Raw genomic sequence first — 15,969 nt, 5'->3', positions numbered from 1 at the left:
TGGTTATTGTTGCACCAACACTCGATCGCGCTTGTTCTCTTTTGGTTTGTGCTGTGCTGGATTCATGCGGCGCTCTAAGTAACTAAAGACCTGTGACGAAAGCAGCGTCAAGGCTAAATAAATGAGGGCAACGAGTGCATACAGCTCAAACGGTCGATAGTTCACTGCAACGATTAATTGCCCCCGTTGGAATAGTTCTTCAAATCCGATCACTGCAACAAGTGTCGTATCTTTGAGCAAGGAGATGAACTGATTTCCTAGTGGCGGCAACATCCGGCGAAATGCTTGCGGAAAGATAATATATCGGAGCGTTTGCCGAGAATCTAAACCGAGTGAATCTGCTGCTTCAGTTTGTCCGACATCGATCGAGCCAATTCCCGCTCTGACGATTTCCGCAATGTACGCTGCCGCATTCAAACTCAGAGCTAAGATTGCAGCCACAAAGCGATCAAGGTTAAATTCCAAGCCGAGTTCTTTGATCACCGAGGGAATGCCGAAGTAGATCATAAAAATCTGAACGAGCAGCGGTGTACCTCGAAAGAAATCGATGTAAGCTCTGGCGAACCACCGCAAATACCGATTTTTGGATAGTCGAATGATCCCTAGCAATGTTCCGAGCGCTAAACCGATCACCGCTGAAATGAGCGCAAGTTGAATTGTGACTAAAGTTCCGGTCAGTAACGCGGGTAGAGCGTTCTGCATTGTAGTAAACCAGTTTGTCGATCGAGTCTGCTGCTCACCGTTCGGAACGGTTTCGGGTAGTTGTGGCGGATCAGCGTTGAAGTATTTGCGATAGATGTTCGCATAAGTGCCATTGCCTAAAATCGTGCCTAGTCCTTGATTGATTTTGGCTAAGTTTGGTGAACCTTTGGGAGTCGGAATTCCAAGATACTCAGAAGTTAGTAATTGGTCACTCACTCGAAGATTTTTCAAGCCTCCAGAGTTCAACGCATACTGCAAGATTGGAGCATCGTGGACGACTGCATCAACATTTCCATTGCTCAGTTCTTGGAGCGCTAACACTGCCGCATTAAAGGTACGAATTTGAGCGTTTGGAATTTTCTCAGCTTCGAGCGCTCCAGTCGTTCCGATTTGGACAGCAACTCTTTTTCCTTGCAGATCGTTGATCGAACTGATGTTCTGCGTATTCGTGCGAGTCGCGATCGCTAATCCTGCCTTGAAATACGGACGCGAAAAATCCACCACCTGCGATCGCTGTGGAGTAATGGTAATTGCACCGACCGCCGCATCAACGGTTCCAGCTTGCAGCGCTGGAATAATGCCAGCAAAGGTAATCGTCTGAAATCTCACACCAAAACCCGCAGCTTTACCAATTTCGCGAATAATATCGATATCAAAGCCTTGAATTTCTCCAGCATCATTGCGAAATTCAAACGGAGCGTACACAGGTTCAACGGCAACGGTCAGCGTTGATTGACCGAAGACTCGTACCGGATTTAAAACGATCAGCAGTGTACAAAACAGAGCAATCCAGAGCGATCGCAACTTGCGCTTAAACATAGGAATTCGTTTGAATAATCTTCAATTAATGAATGAGTTTCGCAAAGGATAACTCTGTCTGAGGTGGCATGTCTCGATCGCCAATCGCGGATATTTTAGTTTTCATGAAACACGCGATTGAATTTAACCAGGTCGAGAAAAGTTTCGGTTCTCTGCATGTGTTGAAAGGCATTAGTGGCTATGTCGCTGCGGGTGAAGTCCTTTCAATCATTGGTTCGTCTGGCTGTGGGAAAAGTACTTTGCTGCGGTGCTTGAATCGATTAGAAGTGATCGATCGAGGGCAAATCATGATTGATAATTTAGAGATTTCGAGAGCGAATCTTTCTAGTCGCGAACTTAAACAAGTCCGCGCCCGAATCGGTATGGTGTTTCAGCAGTTCAATCTTTTTCCGCATCTGAGCGTTTTAGACAATCTGACGTTAGCACCCCAGCAAGTTCTCAAACTATCGCGTCAAGAAAGCACAGAGCGAGCACGGTACTATTTGCAAGAAGTGGGACTCGCTGACAAAGCGCAAATGTATCCTGAGCAACTTTCGGGCGGGCAGCGGCAACGAGTCGCGATCGCAAGAAGTCTCTGTATGGAACCTCAAGCGATGCTATTCGATGAACCAACCAGTGCTTTAGATCCTGAACTCGTTGGTGAAGTTCTTTCTGTGATGCACCGATTAGCAGAACGCGGCATGACGATGGTGGTAGTCACTCACGAGATTCAGTTTGCGCGGGAAGTGGCGAGTCGAGTGATGTTTCTCGATAAAGGAATCGTCGCGGAAGAAGGCAATGCGCGGGAAGTGTTAACGAATCCACAGAGCGAACGATTGCACACCTTTCTCAGCCGAATGCGTCAAGCTCAGATGGCATAAAGACGGATATCCCTACGTGTTCGATCGAGGAATTTAGTTCTATGTTAGAGGGTGGCTACTCGATTTTTTGAGGAGACATTTATGCTTGAGTTATATCAATTTGAGATGTCGCACTATGTCGAAAAAGTGCGATTGATTTTGGACTACAAAGGATTACCGTATCGCAAAATCGAAGTCACACCGGGAATCGGACAGATTGAGCTTTTTCAACTATCCGGACAGCGAAAAGTTCCCGTTCTAAAAGATGGTAGTGAAATTATTGCGGATTCAACTGCGATCGCGGAGTATCTCGATCGTAAATATCCAGAGAAGCCGATCATTCCTGCTGATCCAAAGCTAAAAGGACAAGTGTTACTGATTGAACAATGGGCAGATGAATCTTTAGGACTCAATGCTCGAAAAGGTTTGATTGGATCACTTTCGCAAAATCAGAATTTCCGTGCTGCTGTGCTGCCTTCTTCCACGCCAGATATCTTAAAGAACTTAGTAAGTGCAATTCCAAGTGACTTGCTCGGTGTCTTGGGGAGCGGAGTAGGAATGGGACCCGATGCGGTGAAAGAAGCGATCGCTGATCTCAAGCGTAGCTTTACGGCACTGTCTTACATTTTGATTGATCAGCCTTATCTAGTGGGAGATAGTCCAACGCTGGCAGATTTTGCAGTTGCTGGTTTATCGATGTATGCAAAGTTTCCGACTGGCGCTTATCTAGATATTCCAGAATCCTTAAAAGGTCAAGGTGTAACTGGAATTGCAGATGTCAGCATCTTTGATCCGTTCTTTAACTGGCGCGATAAGCTGTATGCTGATTTCCGCAAAGCGTCGATCGGGAGCTATACGCCGCCGAGTGGATCGGCTCCGACTTCAATCAATATTGATTGAGATACCGTATTGAATTTGTACAGACGTTGATGCAATGAATTTCGCGTTGACCCAATGACATAGAGACGCGATTAATCGCGTCTCTACCAGGGTTTCGGCATGAAACGACCATTGTTCGATCTGTTGCGTTAAATAATCGAATTGGTATTATTCCCGATTCGTTTTTTGGTCTTGCTCGAACTGCGATCGCGTCAACGGTTGATCCACGATTAGTCCTTCTCCACCCAGAACGGTCAAGGGCTGTCCTTCAACCGAGAGATACACTTTTGCACTCGGATTCAGACTCGTCGCTGTGTAGAGAATCTGACCGAGGCGACCCGTCATCGAGAAACTGCCGCCACCCGATACGAACGCTTTGGACAAATCGACATAAACCGCATTCGATCGTACTTTCAGACTTCGCAGCGTCGTACCTTTGGGAATTTCTGAAGTGACCTCTTTATTGGGTGCTTCGCTTAAGAGGGTATTCACGGCTGCGGTGAGGAGGGCTTCTTCTCGATCGACCGATTTCACTTTAACCGGAACTGACACGACGGCTGGCTCAGTAGCACTATTTTTGAGCCAGTACACTCGAGCCGTTTTTTCTGTTGTGGGTGCCTGAATCGAATTTTGGGAAGTCGGAGGAGCCGATCGCGGTGCGTTTACCAAAGGCGGCTCAACCGCAACCGGAACGGGCTGGCTCTTCTGAGCATTTTGCCAAGTAAAAAAGGCGGTTGCGCCTCCAGTTGCGACAACGAGAGTAGATAGCCCGATGACAATTCCAACCGGAAAACGACGTGGATGCTCTTGCATGGGGAAGACCTCGACTAGATTAGAATTCGTGACGACAAACTCGATGGGCGACACACACAGATTTTATAAACCTACAATAATGCGTCACGCAATTTCGGAATTTTCACAGAAAATAACGACTGTTGTCGGACTGATCAAGAATAATAATTAGCTGGACTGTAAGAACGAGAAAACAAGGCTTTCACGGTTCTCTTGATCGAAAAATTAGTTGGACTGAAATTAGCAGGATGGCATTCTAGTCCAACTAATTTTTATAACAAATTTTTCTTACCTCAGAGTTTACTTAGAGCAAGGTTAAGATGCGTGAAGCAAAACTATGCTTAGCATACACTCATCCCACTATGAGAGTCGTTCGTCGGAACTGCATTATGTAGCATTACTTATAAGTTTTGCCGCAGAAAGGACAGAACTTAAACTTAGGTGAGAGAATTCTCTCACTACAATTGAGACAGCGATCGCATAACTGAGTCCCACAAACGTAACAGTATTTCGCCCGCACCGATGTCCATATCGGATCCGGTAAACTTCCCGGTGTCCAGCACTGGGGACAGAATTTAAGCGTCTCGATCACATCAATCGTCACCCCTTTACAAACAGCATCCAGATACTCGATCGAAATTCCGAGTGCATGCGCCAATCCTTTTTTAGCTTTATGCTTCAACCGCGTGGTTTGTCCCCGTTCAATCTTTCCGACACTCTGAAGGTGAATGCCTGCTCGCTCTGCCAGGTCTTTCTGGCTTAGACTCAAGCTAATTCGCACCCGTCGCACGTAGTCTGCTAACGATTCTTGGGGATTTGGAGCTAGTTCTGAATTTAAAGCTGCCATAGAACGCTGTCTAAAACGGTGTATTTAATTTGGTAGCTCAACAATACTCTACCGAAATAACAATCTCATTATGTCTTCTAAAATTGCTGCCTCTTTAGCTACAGTAGCGACCACGTTTTTAAGTCGTTCAGGTTTAGCACCAGGAACGTTGAAATCGTATCAATCGACCCTGTTGCCGTTTTTGCAGGAGTATGGCTCGATGCCGATTGAAATCCTCACGCGGCAAGCCATCACCGAGTATCTCGACGACTTAGAAGGCATTGCTTACACGACGCATCATCGCCACCAAGCGATCATTCAATCCCTGTTTAACTTTGCTGTTCAAGAAGGCTACATCAAAGCGAATCCAATTGCGGGCTTGAAACGGCGTAAACCTGATCGAGCCAAGGGAGAACATGACAGCGACGAGATTATCCGCTACCTCACCCCCGACCAGCTCGCGACCCTGTACCAACTCGTTAAGCACCATCTCCGTATGAATGCTCTAGTGCATCTGCTACATCGAACTGGAGCCAGAATTTCAGAGATTTTGGCGCTGGACTTAAACGAGGTCAATCTGAGCGATCGCAGGTTTCAAGTCGTGGGTAAGGGCAATCGGAAGCGCTGGTGTTTCTACAGCGAAGATGCAGCACTGGCGCTCGATCACTACTTGAAATACGATCGCCATCCAAGATCGACTGCCTTGTTTACCGCCCAACAGCCTTTCACACTGGAAGTCTCGCGTTTAAGCTATCGCACCGCTCACGACAATTGGTGCGAACTAATCGCTGAAGCACCGGAACTCACGGACGCACATCTGCACGACCTGCGGCATACGTTCGCGACTGAGAGAGTCGGACTGATGGGGATTGAAGAACTAAGAGCGCTGATGGGACATCGATCGATTCAAACCACGTTGCGCTATCAAAAAGTAACTTCACAGCGAGCAGAAATCGTGGCAAAACAGGCTCTGAAATCGCTGCAAAATCTTGATTGAAAAGCTACTCATAGAACGCTGTTTATACACATATTTATTTAACTTCTCTTTTCTTACCGCAGAGTATGTAAGATACTCTGCACCAGTCAAATAAGAATTCAAAATATAATTTATTGAAGAAATAACTTTACGCCCTTCTTGTAGCTTAAGCTACAGAAATAGTCCTAGAGCTACAAAAAAGTCTTGGTCAAATGAGGTCGCATCTTGAATAGCACATTTGAATCATTGTCGGTTCTTTGGAGTTCCTGCATACTTTGAGAGGGTGTTTTAAAAGTTGAATCGGGTCAAATTTTATGCCAAACGCCTCACCATGATGCGAATCATCGCCAGATAAATAAAAGTCTCCGAAGTTTCCGGCAGTAGCTCATAGTCTCGCACTAAGCGACGACAGTGCATGATCCAACCGTTTGTCCGCTCCACCACCCAGCGCTTTTTGAGCAAGACGAAACCTTTGGTTTGCTCAGGACGTAAGACGACCTGGACAAGCCAATAGCAGATACTGATGACCCACTGCATGAACGGTGCGCCATCAAATCCGCCATCGACCCAGATCGTGTGCAATCGAGATACGGCTTTGCCTTGTTTTCGGACTCGTTGCAGCGCCGTTTTGCCGCCCTCGCGTTCTGGGGTGCTAGCAGCAGTCACAAACACGCGCAAAACCAGTCCCAGCGTATCGACGGTGATAAATCGCTTGCGTCCTTTAATGATCTTTCCGGCATCGAAGCCCACGGCTTCATGGACACCCGCAGCGCTTTTCACCGACTGACTATCCAACACGGCTTCCGATGGACTGGGCATCCGTCCCTGTTCAATCCGACTGCAACGATACAGACAATCATGAACGTTGATCCAGGTTCCATCTTTGCGCCAGTTGCGAAAGTAGGTATAGACGGTTTGCCATGCCGGAAAGTCTCCAGGCAACGATCTCCAACGCACCCCTTCAACCAGAATGTAGAAGATCGCATTCAGGACTTCCCACAAATCCACTTCTCGCGGTCGTCCGCCCGGTTTTGCTTCGGGCAGCAAATCTCGCAACAGTTCATATTGAGCATGGCTCAAATTACTCGGATATGATTTACTCATGTTGCTCTCTCGGTGCTGTGTGTTTTATGTATCTACAGCGTATAACCGGAGAGCTTTTTTACCCCCTTGATTGTCTTTTCAAACACCCTCTGAGAGAGAAGTGGTATGGATTCTACTGAGAAACGAATGTATCTCAGTACTCAGTCTTTGCTTAACCTTAAATCAGGGAATCGTCAGTGGTCACCGTGGTCAATTCGAGTGTATTGCAGCAGATTGAAAAGTGGAAAGAGGCGCTTTCTGATACAACGCTGAATAATCCTCTAATCAGATGGCTACAAAGTAAAGGCACAAAACCTCACATCCAGCTTTCTACCCCCGCGTCCCTGATTTACGAGACTTTGATTCATGGTGAACCCCCCGAATTTCGCCTGGATGAATTGAGAACGCTCCAGACGAGAGACGAGCAAGCCAAATCCTTTAATGATTTGCGACTAGCAGCAAAGAAAGCGCTAGAAGAAAAAGGCGTGAATACACTCTTTGCAGTCGTTGGAACGATTAAATGGACGACAAAGGCAACCCCGAAGGAGCGGGATTTTACGATCGCTCCTCTACTGCTGATTCCGATCGAGCTTCAAAAAGTTCGTAAACGCACCGAACTGCTGCAAGCTCTAGATGACGATGTATTGATTAATCCGCTAATTGCTAGCAAACTAGATGAGGACTTTAGAATTTGTTTACCTGACAGTAGAAGTATCCGTGATTGGGACTATGGGCAGTTTATCGCTGCTGTCAAACCATCACTGGAACAGCAGGCTAACGTCCGGTTAGAAGAGACAGCTTACATTGCGCTATTTGAAGACCCTAAGGCGGCTCTGATTCGCGATCTTGAAGAGTGTACAGAAAAAATCGCAAATCACCCGATTCTGCAAGCATTAGCAGGTGATTCGTCCGAGTATACAAAAACGCTTCGTCCGCCTATTTCTCCTGAGTTGATCGATCAAATCCATCCCAACCAGGTTTTTCAAATTCGGGATGCAGATTCTAGCCAACAGGTTGTGATTGAAACTGCGAAATCAGGGCAAAGCTTTGTTGTTAAGGGACCTCCTGGAACTGGAAAAAGTCAAACCATCACCAATATGGTTGCTGAATTAGTGGGAATGAAGAAGCGAGTTTTATTAGTTTCTGAAAAACAAACTGCTTTGGAAGTTGTTGCTAAGCGTTTAGCAGAGTCGGGGTTAAGCAATTTGTGTCTCAGCTTCTACGACAAAGGCATTGCCAAGAAGAAAGGATTCTTGGAAGAATTGAAACGAACGGAGAACGAACTTCAGCAAGGTGTAGAGATTTCTGCTTTGGAAGTATTTTTCAAAAGTCTTGAGACCGATCGACAGTTGCTGACAGATCACGTTCAACGCCTACATTGGAAGCAATCTTCGCTCAATAAATCTCCGTTTGAGCTTTTCGGGACTTTACTAAAGTTCAGTCGAGAGGGAGTTCCTAACCTTGGGTTTCATATTTCAGAGATACGAGATTGGTCAGAGCAACGGCTTGCTGATGCGAGAACGCTATTAGAACGGTTGAGTGGTTTCAGTGAGATATTTTTAGGCGAAAAAGCCACAATTTGGTCTGAACCTGATATTCAAGATTGGTCAGTAGAAACAAGCGGTGTTCTACGGCAAGAATTAGCAAAGCTGCGTCAGGCAATTCAGCGAGCAGATGACATTGCGATCGGAGTCAAGGGACTGCTTCACCTTGAAATACTGGGAAGCTTGAGAAATCTAAGTCAATTAAGAAAGACGCTCGTTCATCTCAGCGATGCTCCTGCAACTGTGGCAAACTGGGAGATTACAAGAGACATCACGGAATTGGAGAGTGCTATCAGCCAATTTGAGCAAGATTATCATGATCTGAATCAATCCAGTTTGTGGCGTGTTTACGATCGCCAAATCTTGCAGTCCATTCGTTCACTCGAAGACTTGTTGAATCGGTTCAAGAACTATCAAGGGTGGCGACGGTTTTTCCAGCGTACCTACCGGGATGATCGTCATGCTGTGACACGCTTTAGGGAAGGAGGATGTTGGGTTCTCGATCGTACACTGGTCGCAAATCTTCAAGACTTAGCACAGCTTCAACACACTCAAAATCGGCTCAGGAACCCCTCTTACGCCGCTAAAGTTCTATTGGGCAAGGACTATCGCTTGGACGATCCGCGTTTTGATGAGCTTCGACAAGGATTAGACTGGCTTGCAGAATTACGCCGGAAATCATCTGTTTCGATCACAAGAGTCGCAACTCTACTTCGCTCTCCTGCTTACATTCAGAAAATTGAGGCTTTAATTCAGAAAATTGACAGCACTGTTCCACAGATCGAAGAAGGCTTTGACTTTATTCGTGAGCATCTTTTGTTTGATTTGGTATCAACCTCCACACAAGAGCTTGAAGAGCAATCCATCCAAGAACTGCGTGACCTCGTGGAACGAGCGCAGTCTGATCTAGACAACCTTCAAGAAGTCATTGACTGCCGAAATACTGAACAACGGCTGACCGAGATAGGGTTGGAGGACTTTCTCTCTTCGCTGAGATCTCGAAAATTGACTGCATCGCTGTGGGATTTAACGTTGCAGCAAGGCATTTATCAGAGTTGGTTACGGCATCTCTTAGACAGTGATGAAGCATTGCGGATGTTTCGTGCTGATACTCATGAAGGGCGAGTTCAGAAATTTTGCAAGGCAGACGAGCGACAGTTCGATCATGCTCAAACTCGGCTCAAACAACTTCACGCTCAACAATGGCGCGATTGGTCGAGTCGTGCGGATTTGAAGGTTCAACAGCAAATTCAATTGTTTAACGCAGAAAGCGGAAAAGCGAGAGGGCCTATTCGACCCTTTATTGCCAATGCTCCTGATTTAGTCATGACGCTTAAGCCCTGCTGGTTTATGACTCCCTCGGCAGTCAGCCAATTTCTTGATCCTGAAGTCATTCAGTTTGACACAGTTATTTTCGACGAAGCCTCGCAAATTCAGATTGCGGATGCAGTGCCAACCATCATGAGAGCAAAGCAAGTGATTATTGTCGGCGATCGTGAACAGCTCCCTCCGACAAAATCGCAGTTTACTGGCATTCTTGAAGAGGATGACGAAGAGGACAACACTTACAGCAGTTTGTTAGATGCTTGTGCTTTTATGGAGTCTTTCAGCCTGAAATGGCACTATCGTAGCCAGGATGAAAGCTTGATTGCCTTTTCTGAAAAGAACTTCTACTCAGCAGATGGACTCATCTACTTTCCAAGTTCTAGCACGGATGAGCATCGAGGGGTTCAGTTTCGGTTTGTGGAGAATGGCACGTTTGATCAGAAGCAAGGGAATCCAGTCGAAGCAAGAGAGATCGCTCAAATGGTTCAACAAGAATTTCCTCACCTGAAACGATTCGATCGATCGCTTGGGATTATTACCTTCGGGCAGTCCCAAGAGCAGGCAATTCGACGGGAGTTAGAGAAAATCTGGCGAAGTAACCCTGAGCTAGAAACGTTCTGTCAGGAAGAATCGAACAAGTTTTTCGTCAAGCCGCTTGAGCATGTCCAAGGCAACGAAGCTGATGTGATTTTTATCAGTTTTGGGTACGGCAGAAACGTAGAAGGCAATTTGAGTAGAGCGTTTGGACTTCTCAATCGACAAGACACAGGACGGCGCAGATTAAACGTTGCGATTACTCGCGCTCGATACAAACTCGTTTTAGTTGCTTCAATTCATGCGATCGATCTAATTCAAACGAATATTACCAATGCAGAGTTGGAGATTTTACGACGCTATTTTGCCTATGTTGAGAGCAATGGACAGCATTTAGAACAACAAAACTATCGAGCATCTCGTGCGCTCAGTTTGTTGGAAGAGGATATTTGCTATGTACTAGAAAAACACAACTATGTGGTTGAGAAACAAATTGGGCGATCGAAATTCCCCATCAATCTTGCAGTCAAAGCAGATCGAGACAGTAACAATTTTCTATTGGGCATTGAATGTGATGAGGTGAATTACAGTCAGTACGATACTGCACGCGATCGAGATCGTCTTCGTCGCAAAGTATTAGAGGGCTTAGATTGGAAGATTCATCGAATTTGGGCTTGTGAGTGGTATCGCGATCGCGACCAGCAGGTTAGACGGCTCATCCAACGAATTGAAGCTCTTCGTAAATACGGTAATTCATAACATCCACGTTCAACCTACACTCATCTTGCTGTGAATACAACTCGCATACAGGTACTCCTCAATAACGCCCAAGAATTGCAATCCATTCTTTTGAAGGTTGCTACAGGTACACCTTGGCATGAGAAAGACGAGCAGTATAGTAGTCTCTACAGAAAGGTTGAACTAGAGATTGAAGAGTTTCCAGGAGAAGGAATTCTAATCAACAATCCAAACCCATTTTCATCATTGAGGGCAGCCAAAGATCATTTATTCAGCGTTGCAGGTCAATATGTTCCGCGCAGACGATACATTTATGAACTGTACTCGGATTTAATCAACGAACTTGACCACGCTTTGTACCAATCCCAAACCGCGCCACAGCGCGAGAACTTTCTAAGTTGTCTTGTCGAAAAGCTGCACCATTTAACCGAAAATTTTCAAGAATTGCAAGAAATTTTGATAGCTGTTGCCACTCAGAAAAGCAACTTAGACCATGAAGACGAAGGATATACGCGGCTTTATCAAGAAACATTGAACTTAATTCGAGATTTTGATGGCATTGGAATTTCGATCGATAATCCGAATCCGTTTCGCTACCTTTGGCACTGGTATGGATTCTACAAAGCAGAAATAGGCTCATACGCTGAGTGCAGACAGTATGTGGATGCACTCTATCGGTCAAGGATTGATGCGATCGAGAAAGCAATTCATCGCCATCAAGCTAAAAACACATCTCAGGAAGCGCTGATCGAAGACCTCAAACATCGCCTTCAGAACCAGAACAAATCTCGAACTATCCTAAAAGAGCCGCAGCCCATCACTTTAGCCTCTCAGTCTTCACAAGCTGCACCTATCAAAGAACGATGGGCATTTCTAGTCGGCATTAATCGCTATAGTAGCGATTTTGATAGCCTTAAATTCTGCGTCAAGGATGTTTTAGCTCTTGAAAAACTGCTAAAAGAACTGGGCTACACGGTTGTTTGCCTACACGACCAGCTTCCTCCAGATGATTCTCGTTACCCAACAAAAGTCAATGTAGAAGCTGAACTAACTCGACTCATTCAAGCTGTAGGGTCAGATGATCTTTTATTAGTTCACTTTTCCTGTCATGGAGAACTGAGCAATCATCAACCCATTCTTGTCCTTCGAGATTCTCGTCTACCAACACTGCAAAGGAGTGGATTACCGTTAACCGAACTTCAGCAGCAAATGCGACAAAGTAAAGCTAGACGGCTTATTCTGTTTCTGGACGCTTGCCGAACTGGCGTAGAAATGGGACGCTCGATCGCTGATCCTGAATTTGTTCGGAATGCTCACGAACTAGCAGAAGGATTTGCGTTACTTGCCGCCAGTACTTCTCAACAGATTGCTCACGAAGATCCAGAAAACCAGCATGGAGCATTTACTTATCATCTTCTTCAAGGATTGCGGGGGCAGGCTGATTTGAGCAAGAAGAAATTCGTGACCGTGGATGACCTGAAAAACTACACGATCAATGGTCTACGTCGCTGGGCGGTCAATTATGGTAAAAGACCTCAAGAACCAACGGCATCTACACAAGGCTTTGGCGATATGATTTTGGCGGATTATCGAGAAACTAACGATGAGGACAACTGAGGTGAGACGCGATCGTAGATTTGGGGCAGAACTATTCTGTTCGACACTTGTTCTTGTCCTGGCAATGTCATCCGCAAATGCTGAGCCAAAGCTTACGGGCAGTCCTCAAACTTTAACCATTTCAGGAACGAACTGTGTTTTCAATCCATTGGGTTGTACCCCTATCATTCGCCATGTATTGCTTCAAACAAATGAGCCGATATCAGCACTGCAAGTCATTCCCTCAGATCTAAATCGTGCTGATGGAGCAACTGTTGTTCCTGCAAGTTCGATTCAAGCGAAGCTGCCAACCCCTTCTATTCGACCCGATCAACCCTTAAGTTTCCCCATTGCATTTGACTTGCAAAATGTCACAAGTGGCGAATTCACGGGTGAACTTCTAGCCGTCCATTCAACCGGAGAATTCCGAATTCCATTGATTGTCCGAATTAAAGCATTTTGGCTGCTCCCATTCATTGTGCTTTTTGGGGGCGTAATTTTGGGGTTCGGCATCTCGCGCTACCGTGCTGAAGGAATTCCTCGTGATGAAGTCGTAGTTCAAGTTGGGCGACTGAGAAATCAGATGCGGGCTGATTCAGAGGTAGCGCAGTCTTTCCAAGTCAAGATTAACGCGCACCTAGTTGACATTGAAACAGCGCTCGAAGCAAAGCGATGGGACACAGCGCAACAATCAACGGCATTAGCGCAAGCGGTTTGGGACAAATGGCGCAAAAATCGAGAAGATTGGCTGATTCAATTGAGGTACTTAGCTCAGTTAGACGAACGCTGTAAAGCGGAAGATCCGTCTGGTCAACTTCCATATGTTCAGGCAGTACATCATCGAATCGATGGTACGATCAGAACTGCGGTAAATCAAGAAGATTCACAGCAACTGCACGAAATTGTGATCTGTATTCAGCGGGAGCTAGGTCGTTACCTAGCAGCTAGGAACCAGCTAGACGAGTTCAATCAGCAAATGAGCCAACTAGCTAATGATCAACCTTGGAAAAGGAAAGCAAAACAGCTACAAGCCAAATTGGACAGACTCTCTCCACAGGATAATGAGAGTCTCAAGGCGTGGCAAGATGAACTTGATGGTGCGATCGCTGAACTTAATCAAGCGATCTTTGCTGAAGCTGCTGATACCATGGTTCTGCCTGAACTCACGGCGACTCGCGGAAGCACAAAGTTCTCCGCTGCATTTCTTGAACCTGTCCCTATGATTGGAGCAAGTTCAGATATCACTCAAACTGCACGTCGACGCCTCGGCGGATTCAAGCTCCTCAGTTATGTCGTTGCGACTTTGCTTCTTGCTGGCTTGGGATTTAGAGAACTGTATTCTAACAATGCGACCTTTGGTTCAAACGGCGTGACCGACTACTTCAGCCTACTGGCTTGGGGATTTGGAGCCGAGGTGACTCGCGAATCAGTGACTCAGGTGATTCGCGAGTCAAGGCTGCCAGGGCTAAATTTTGGAGGTCAATCAAAGTAGTTTTTCGGTACGTCAGCAAAATTATTTTCGGCTGCGATCTCAGAACATTGCGGTAAAATTTTGACTCTACGGTATCTGCAAAAGCGGAAGTCGGACTGAAAATCGCAGTTGAAGTTCAAGTAGCTCTATGGCGGATGTATCTCAGACAGTTGGCGATCGTTGGGCTTTGTTGGTAGGCATCGATCAATATCTCGATCCTAATTTTTCGACCCTGAAATATAGTACAAACGATGTCACAGTTTTAGAGCAAGTTCTCAATCAATTAGGATATGAGGTCATTAGCTTGCACACTGGGAAAGACGACCTTTACTCTCCCACACGCGACAATATTGAGGCAACACTTATTCAATTATGTGAAGTCGCTCAATCGAATGATCTCTTGTTCGTTCACTTTTCCTGTCATGGTCAGCTTGTAGATCACAAGCCTGTCTTGATCGCTCAAGACACTCGTTATCATCTTGTCAACTCTCGATCGCTCCCACTGTCATTGATCGAGCAATACATGAGAAACAGCCAAGCCAAGCGGCTGTTCTTATCTCTGGATGCGTGCCACACTGGAGTTGAAATGGGGCGAAGCATCGAGGATTTAGAATTTATCCGAAATGTATATGACTTAGCGGAGGGATTTGCTTTAATTGCAGCAAGTACAGCTCAACAACGTGCGCGTGAATGCCCTGATAAACAGCATGGGGTCTACACATATTACTTAATCGAAGGTTTGCAAGGCGCAGCAGATTACAATCAGCAGCAATTTGTAACAGTGAGTGGACTTCAAAAGTATGTTGTCAACAAACTGCGGCATTGGGGCGTTACTCAAGGCGGACTCATTCAAGAGCCGACGTTTCGGGCTGAGGGACTTGGAGATATGATCCTCGCTGATTATCGAGAGCATCACCCGAAAGTGGTAAGCGTGCCAGAGCATTATTCAATCAATGAAGCGCAGTCACAATCATCCAGGGGACTTGAGCCTTCGATCGCATTCATGAAGTGCAATTTTGATGTTGTTTATCTCAACGCTTTAGGTGAGGAAGTTTCACGTCACAATCAGCAAACGCGTCTTTTAAGAGAAGATCTAGGAGATAGCTACTTAAATATGATCTTGATTCCAGAAGGAGTTGGACACATTGGTTCTACAGTAACTGAGCTAGGACGCTTGGACACTGAAGTTCTTCCGTACTCTGTCACCGTTAGTTCATTCTTCTTGAGTCAATACCCAATCAGTCAGGCACAATGGGCAGTAATTGCATCTATGCCGCAGGTAGAGCGGGACTTGTCACTTAACCCTTCTCAATTTAAAGGAGAGAATCGACCTGTAGAGAGCATGTCCTTGTACGATGCAACAGAATTCTGCGCTCGACTTGCAGCGCTTACAGAACGACCTTATCGACTCCCTACAGAAGTAGAATGGGAGTATGCTTGTCGCGCCGGAACAACAACTCCATTTCACTTTGGGGAAACAATCACATCACAGCTGGCAAACTACGATGGCAGTTCTGCCTATGGATCTGGAGTGACAGGAATCTATCGGCAAGAAACATCCCCTGTTGGCAGTTTCGGTGTTGCTAACCCTTATGGCTTGTATGATTTACACGGTAATGTTTGGGAATGGTGTTGTGGAACTCCAGCAGCAGATGAAAAACATCTATTCAATCGTCAGCAACAGACTGGAATTTTGAGGGGCGGCTCATGGCAAAACCATCCCAATTCTTGCCGTTCAGCTTCGCGATACTGTTGCGTTCCTAGAAACCGACATCATTCATTTGGATTTCGAGTGGCATTGACGCTGCCACTCAACTTCTAAATTCAACCGCTACAGGCTTAAC

The 15,969-nt window shown here is 45.9% G+C and carries 11 protein-coding genes; 7 read left to right on the top strand and 4 right to left on the bottom strand.

What is annotated here, in order from left to right; translation table 11 throughout:
- Positions 1-3: 3 nt before the first annotated feature.
- Positions 4-1,521 carry an ABC transporter permease subunit gene (locus NIES2104_RS20995; protein WP_059000185.1) on the bottom strand — a complete coding sequence of 506 codons (1,518 nt, stop codon included), beginning with the start codon at positions 1,519-1,521 and terminating at the stop codon, positions 4-6.
- Between the two features lie 104 nt (positions 1,522-1,625).
- On the opposite strand from NIES2104_RS20995, the gene NIES2104_RS20990 reads away from it, so the two are divergent.
- On the top strand, positions 1,626-2,381 hold the full coding sequence (locus NIES2104_RS20990; protein ID WP_059001958.1) for an amino acid ABC transporter ATP-binding protein: 756 nt from the start codon (positions 1,626-1,628) through the stop codon (positions 2,379-2,381).
- 81 nt (positions 2,382-2,462) lie between these two features.
- Positions 2,463-3,260 carry a glutathione S-transferase family protein gene (locus tag NIES2104_RS20985; RefSeq protein ID WP_059000184.1) on the top strand — a complete coding sequence of 266 codons (798 nt, stop codon included), beginning with the start codon at positions 2,463-2,465 and terminating at the stop codon, positions 3,258-3,260.
- Between the two features lie 147 nt (positions 3,261-3,407).
- On the opposite strand, the gene NIES2104_RS20980 is transcribed toward NIES2104_RS20985, so the two are convergent.
- Positions 3,408-4,052, bottom strand: a complete 645-nt coding sequence (locus NIES2104_RS20980) for a GerMN domain-containing protein (protein ID WP_059000183.1) — start codon at positions 4,050-4,052, stop codon at positions 3,408-3,410.
- Between the two features lie 376 nt (positions 4,053-4,428).
- Entirely contained in the window at positions 4,429-4,878 is a 450-nt protein-coding gene (locus tag NIES2104_RS20975) for a zinc ribbon domain-containing protein (protein WP_059000182.1), read from the bottom strand.
- Between the two features lie 70 nt (positions 4,879-4,948).
- Between NIES2104_RS20975 and NIES2104_RS20970 the strand changes: the two genes are divergently transcribed.
- On the top strand, positions 4,949-5,854 hold the full coding sequence (locus NIES2104_RS20970; protein WP_059000181.1) for a tyrosine-type recombinase/integrase: 906 nt from the start codon (positions 4,949-4,951) through the stop codon (positions 5,852-5,854).
- A 291-nt stretch (positions 5,855-6,145) separates the two neighbouring features.
- Here the strand turns inward: NIES2104_RS20970 and NIES2104_RS20965 are convergent, their stop codons facing one another.
- Entirely contained in the window at positions 6,146-6,937 is a 792-nt protein-coding gene (locus NIES2104_RS20965) for an IS5 family transposase (RefSeq protein WP_058997871.1), read from the bottom strand.
- 176 nt (positions 6,938-7,113) lie between these two features.
- On the opposite strand from NIES2104_RS20965, the gene NIES2104_RS20960 reads away from it, so the two are divergent.
- From NIES2104_RS20960 to NIES2104_RS31345, 4 genes are all read left to right on the top strand, one after another.
- Positions 7,114-11,079 carry an AAA domain-containing protein gene (locus NIES2104_RS20960; RefSeq protein ID WP_059000180.1) on the top strand — a complete coding sequence of 1,322 codons (3,966 nt, stop codon included), beginning with the start codon at positions 7,114-7,116 and terminating at the stop codon, positions 11,077-11,079.
- A 30-nt stretch (positions 11,080-11,109) separates the two neighbouring features.
- The gene (locus tag NIES2104_RS20955) at positions 11,110-12,675 is read left to right on the top strand and encodes a caspase family protein (RefSeq protein WP_082690055.1); all 1,566 of its coding nucleotides are present in this window, start codon (positions 11,110-11,112) and stop codon (positions 12,673-12,675) included.
- Complete coding sequence (locus NIES2104_RS20950; protein ID WP_156427014.1) at positions 12,662-14,146, top strand: hypothetical protein; 1,485 nt, start codon at positions 12,662-12,664, stop codon at positions 14,144-14,146. Before NIES2104_RS20955 ends, NIES2104_RS20950 begins: the two co-directional genes overlap by 14 nt.
- A 127-nt stretch (positions 14,147-14,273) precedes the next feature.
- A complete protein-coding gene (locus tag NIES2104_RS31345) occupies positions 14,274-15,947 on the top strand; it encodes an SUMF1/EgtB/PvdO family nonheme iron enzyme (RefSeq protein ID WP_082690054.1) in 1,674 nt (557 codons plus the stop codon).
- Positions 15,948-15,969: the final 22 nt, after the last annotated feature.

Source organism: Leptolyngbya sp. NIES-2104, from assembly GCF_001485215.1.
Classification (GTDB): domain Bacteria; phylum Cyanobacteriota; class Cyanobacteriia; order Leptolyngbyales; family Leptolyngbyaceae; genus Leptolyngbya.
The sequence above is the reverse complement of the archived record's forward strand: the minus strand, read 5'-3'. Positions and strand labels throughout refer to the sequence as shown.